The sequence below is a fragment of the Streptomyces sp. MB09-02B genome (genome assembly GCF_033794485.1).
Lineage (GTDB): Bacteria > Actinomycetota > Actinomycetes > Streptomycetales > Streptomycetaceae > Streptomyces.
Window position 1 is genome coordinate 1 of the sequence record NZ_JARGEE010000556.1, and the last position, 5048, is coordinate 5048.

A 5048-nucleotide genomic window follows, 5' to 3' on the forward strand; every position below is an offset into this window, starting at 1 on the left:
CTCCGGCGCAGTGGGGCTCTGTGGCAGAATCTGCCGTTCGGGTCACCCCGGACCTGAACCCCGGGGTGACCCGAACGGCAGATTCTGCCACAGAGCCCCACTGCGCCGGAGGCCCGCCGACGGCCGAACCCGCACGTCAGAGGCACCCATCAGGCACCCATCAGAGGCACCCTCGCCCGCGTCTCACCCTTCGGCGTCCCCCGCCGCACGCGTCAGCCGAGCCCCCAACTCCCTTACGTACGCGACCAGTTCCGGCGGCTGATGCACCGTGAAGTCACAGCCGACCACCGCCAGCCGGACCGCGAGCCACTCCACGGCGTCACCGACGGAGGCCCGCAAGCGACAGCTGTGCTCGTCGACGGGCTCGGGCGTACCGAGCCAACGGGGCACCCGGGCCGCGATGAACTCGACCGGCGCGGCGAAGGTGACCTCGAACTCGTACGTCTCCTGCCGCCGGTACATCGACTGTTTCAGATACTCCTCCGCACTCCCCGTCGGCAGCTCGCGCGGCGTGAACCGGGCGCCCGTGGCGAAGGGTTCCTCGACCCGGTCCACCCGGAAGGTCCGCCAGTCGGCGCGGTCGAGGTCGTACGCGACGAGGTACCAGCGGCGCCCGGTCGACACGAGCCGGTAGGGCTCGCAGTGGCGACGCGAGTCCGTCCCGTCGCCGGAGCGGTACGCGAACCGAAGCCGCTCGTGCCCCGCGACCGCCGAGGCCATCACGGTCAGCGTCTCGGGTGTGACGGTCGCCCCGTCACCGCTGGTCAGGGGAGTGGTGGCGGCCTGCAAGGTGGAGACCCGGTGGCGCAGCCGCGACGGCAGCACCTGCTCCAGCTTGGCCAGCGCCCGTACGGAGGCCTCGTCCACCCCCTCCACCGCGTGCCCGGCCCCGGCCCGCAGGCCCACCGCGATCGCCACCGCCTCCTCGTCGTCCAGTACGAGCGGGGGCATGGCCTTCCCCGCGACCAGCCGGTAGCCGCCCTCCGCCCCCATCGTCGCCTGCACCGGGTAGCCGAGCTCCCGCAGCCGGTCGATGTCCCGCCGGACGGTGCGCCGCGAGACCCCGAGCCGCTCGGAGAGCTCACCGCCCGGCCACTCGCGAGGTGTCTGGAGGAGGGAGAGAAGCTGAAGGAGCCGTGCCGGAGTGTCAGTAGTCATGCCCCCGAGCATGCCGGAGCAGTAGGACACGATCTGACCTACTCGCCCTCTAGTTTCCACTCATGACCTCGACAACGAGCGCCCTGAAGGGGCGCGGGACTGACACATCTGCGACTCCGTCACGGGGGCGCGACCAGCCCCGAACAACCGTCAGTGATCCGACGGCGCAGACTCCGACGGCGCTCGACCCGTCCCCCGACGGAGCCGACCGCCGCCGCTGGATCGCCCTCGCGATCGTCATGACGGCCGCCTTCATGGACCTCGTCGACGTCACCATCGTCAACATCGCCGTCCCCTCCATCCAGCGGAGCGAAGCCGCCAGCTTCAGCCAGATCCAGTGGATCACCGCCGGTTACGCCCTCGCCTTCGCCGCGGGACTCGTCACCGGCGGCCGCCTCGGCGACATCCACGGCCGCCGCCGTGTCTTCCTCCTCGGCATCGGCGGCTTCACGCTCGCCTCCGCGCTGTGCGGTCTCGCCGCGAACCCGGAGATGCTGGTGGCGGCGAGGATCGCGCAGGGCGCGACCGCCGCGCTGATGGTGCCGCAGGTGCTGTCGATCGTGCACGCGACCTTCCCCGCGCACGAACGCGGCAAGGTCTTCGGGCTGTTCGGCGCGATCGTGGGCCTCGGCGCGGTCTCGGGCCCCCTGCTCGGCGCCCTGCTCATCGAGTGGAACCCGCTCGGCCTCGAATGGCGGGCGATCTTCCTGATCAACCTCCCGGTCGGCGTCGCGGGACTGATCCTGGGCCGCCGCTTCATCACCGAGTCGAAGGCCTCGCAGGCCCTGAAGCTGGACCTCGTCGGCGTCGCGCTCGTCACCGGCGGACTGCTGATGCTGCTCTACCCGCTCACCCGGGGCCACGAGACGGGCTGGCCGCTGTGGGGCCACGTCTCGATGGCGGGCTCGCTCGTCGTGTTCGCGGCGCTGGTGGCGTACGAGCGGCGCAAGTCGGCGCGCGACGGCTCCCCGCTGATCGAACTGTCCCTGTTCCGGGTGAAGAGCTTCGCGGCCGGTATCGCCGTCCAGACCGTCTTCGGGATCGCCCTCGGCGTCTTCTTCCTCGTCTGGACCCTCTACCTCCAGACCGGCCTCGGCTGGAGCGTCCTGAAGGCCGGCCTCACCGGCATCCCGTTCTCCCTCGCCGTGTCGGTCGCGGCCGGGATGTCCGTCCAGACACTCGTCCCGCGCTTCGGCCGCAAGGTCCTCCAGGCGGGCGCGCTGCTGATGGCGGCCGGTGTGCTCCTCTACCTGGCGGAGTCCGAACGGTACGGCCTCGCCATCACCCCCTGGCAGATGGCACTCCCGCTGACCGTGATGGGCGCGGGCATGGGGCTCATCGTCGCGCCGCTGACCGACGCGATCCTCTCCGGGGTGCCGCGTGAGCACGCCGGTTCCGCGTCCGGGCTGATCAGCACCGTCCAGCAGATGGGCAACGCCCTCGGGCTCGGCCTGGTCGCCGTGGTCTTCTTCGGTGTCATCGACGACCGTCTCGCGCCGGCCGACATCGGCCCCGCCTTCGTCGACGCCTTCGAGTACGCGCTCGGCTGGGTGGCCGCGGTCCTGGTCGCGATCTTCCTGCTGATGTTCGCCCTGCCGGGACGCACCACGGCGGGCGCGGACACCGAGGAGTCGGCCACCCCGGAGTCGGCCGCCCCGGCTGCCTAGACCGGAGCGAGAGTGGGGCCCCGCGCCTTCGTGGTGCGGGGCCCACTCCCGTCCCGCCCTACAGGCCCCTCCCGCACGATCATGTCCGAGTCCGCCCGAGTGTTGCCCGAACCTGTTTACTTTTCGAATAACCGGGCGTAGCCTCCGAGCGAAACCACAGAATCGGGCATTAGTCGGAGGCGAACGGACATGTACGCACCGGAACGGCAGCAGGAGATCCTCCGGCTCGCCCGTGACGGCGGCCGGGTGGACGTGGTGTCGCTGGCGGAGGAGTTCCAGGTCACGGCCGAGACGATCCGCCGCGATCTGAAGACCCTCGACCGCGCCGGCCTCGTCCAACGGGTGCACGGCGGCGCGATCCCCGCCGGCCGCCTGGACTTCGAGCCCGACCTCGCCGAACGCGAGGGCACCGCGGCCGACCAGAAGGACCGCATCGCACAGGCGGCCCTCGCCGAACTCCCGCCCGACGGCACGGTCGTCCTCGACGCCGGTACGACGATCGCGCGGCTCGCCGCCGCCATCCCGCTGGAGGCCGCGCTCACCGCGGTCACGCACAGCCTGCCGATCGCCGCCCGCCTCGCCGACCACCCCGGCATCCAGCTCCACCTCGTCGGCGGCCGCGTCCGCCACCGCACACGCGCCGCCGTCGACGCCTGGGCTCTTCGCGCCTACGGCGAGATCCGCGCCGACGTCCTCTTCGTGGCCGCCAACGGCTTCTCCACCGACCACGGCCTGACCACACCCGACCTCGCCGAGGCCGCCGTGAAACGGGCGGCCGTGACCGCCGCCCGCCGCGTGGTGCTGCTCGCCGACTCCTCCAAGCACGGCCAGGAACACTTCGCCCGCTTCGGCGACCTGAGCGACGTGGACCTGCTGATCACCGACACCGGCCTGAGCCCCGAGGACGCCCTCGCCATCGAACGCAAGGGCACCGAAGTGCTGCGCGTCCCGGGGCCCGAGCCCGTCGGTGGCTCCGGCGGCTCCGGCAGCTCGGGAGTCTCCGGCGGCCGCGGGGTCCCTGGCGGCTCCGGGGTCCCGGGCGGCTCCGGAGTCTCCGACGCGAACGGCCGGAAAGACCACCGCTCATGATCCTCACCGTCACCCCCAACCCCTCCCTCGACCGCACCTACGAGGTCCCCTCCCTCGACCGCGGCGAGGTCATCCGGGCCACCGGCGAACGCATGGATCCGGGCGGCAAGGGTGTCAACGTTTCCCGAGCGGTCGCCGCCGCCGGGCGCCGGACCGTGGCCGTACTGCCCCTCGGCGGCGCGCCCGGGGCACTGGTCGCGGACCTGCTCGACGCCCAGGGCATCGAGGTCGCACGCGTGGCGGTCGCCGGGGCGACCCGCTCCAACATCGCCCTCGCCGAGGCCGACGGCGTCCTGACGAAGATCAACGCGCCCGGCCCGGAACTCTCCGCCGCCGAGCGGGAGCTCCTCCTGGAGACCGTCCGCGCCCAGTCCGCCGACGCCTCCTGGATCGCCTGCTGCGGCAGCCTCCCGCGCGGCCTCGCCCCCTCGTGGTACGCCGAACTCGTCGCCCGCGCCCACGCCGCCGGCGCCCGCATCGCCCTGGACACCTCCGGCCCGGCCCTCCTCGCCGCGCTCCGCGAACGCCCCGACGTCGTCAAGCCCAACGCCGAGGAACTCGCCGAAGCCGTGGGCCGCCCCCTCACCACCGTCGGGGACGCCGTGAAGGCCGCCGAGGAACTCCGCGAGATGGGCGCCACCGCGGTCCTGGCCAGCCTCGGCGCCGACGGACAACTCCTCGTCAACGCCTCCGGCGCCTGGTACGGCACCGCCCGCGTCGACGCCGTCCGCAGCAACGTCGGCGCCGGCGACTCCTCCCTCGCCGGCTTCCTCATCGCCGGCGGCCACGGCCCCGACGCCCTCGCCTCGGCCGTCGCCCACGGCGCCGCCGCCGTCCAACTCCCGGGCAGCGTCATGCCCACCCCCGCGGACCTGGACCCGGCGACGGTGACGGTGACGCCGGAGGTACCGGTGGACCGGGCGCTCAGGGAGCCGGCGTCATGAGGAGGGCCGATGTCATGAGGAGGGGCGGCGTCATGAGAAGCGCCGGTGTCACGAGGAGGGCCGGTGCCATGGGGAAGGCCGGGAGCGGGCGTCCGGGAACGAACCTTCGTTTTGGCGAGGTTGGCCGGGGCGGGGTGCGGTCGGCTGGGGTGGGCGGCGGTCCGGGAACGAACCTTCGTTTTGCTTTACC

The 5048-nt window shown here is 72.7% G+C and carries 3 protein-coding genes and 1 pseudogene; 3 read left to right on the plus strand and 1 reads right to left on the minus strand.

Annotated features, from left to right (window positions below):
- Positions 1 to 183: 183 nt before the first annotated feature.
- Entirely contained in the window at positions 184 to 1158 is a 975-nt protein-coding gene (locus P1P70_RS40470) for a YafY family protein (protein WP_319246859.1), read from the minus strand.
- A gap of 62 nt (positions 1159 to 1220) precedes the next feature.
- On the opposite strand from P1P70_RS40470, the gene P1P70_RS40475 reads away from it, so the two are divergent.
- From P1P70_RS40475 to pfkB, 3 genes and pseudogenes are all read left to right on the plus strand, one after another.
- Positions 1221 to 2825, plus strand: a complete 1605-nt coding sequence (locus tag P1P70_RS40475) for an MFS transporter (RefSeq protein WP_319246860.1) — start codon at positions 1221 to 1223, stop codon at positions 2823 to 2825.
- Between the two features lie 189 nt (positions 2826 to 3014).
- Positions 3015 to 3770, plus strand: a pseudogene (locus tag P1P70_RS40480) (DeoR/GlpR family DNA-binding transcription regulator); the annotation flags it as partial.
- 140 nt (positions 3771 to 3910) lie between these two features.
- The gene (pfkB, locus tag P1P70_RS40485; protein WP_319246862.1) at positions 3911 to 4858 is read left to right on the plus strand and encodes a 1-phosphofructokinase; all 948 of its coding nucleotides are present in this window, start codon (positions 3911 to 3913) and stop codon (positions 4856 to 4858) included.
- Positions 4859 to 5048 lie beyond the last annotated feature (190 nt).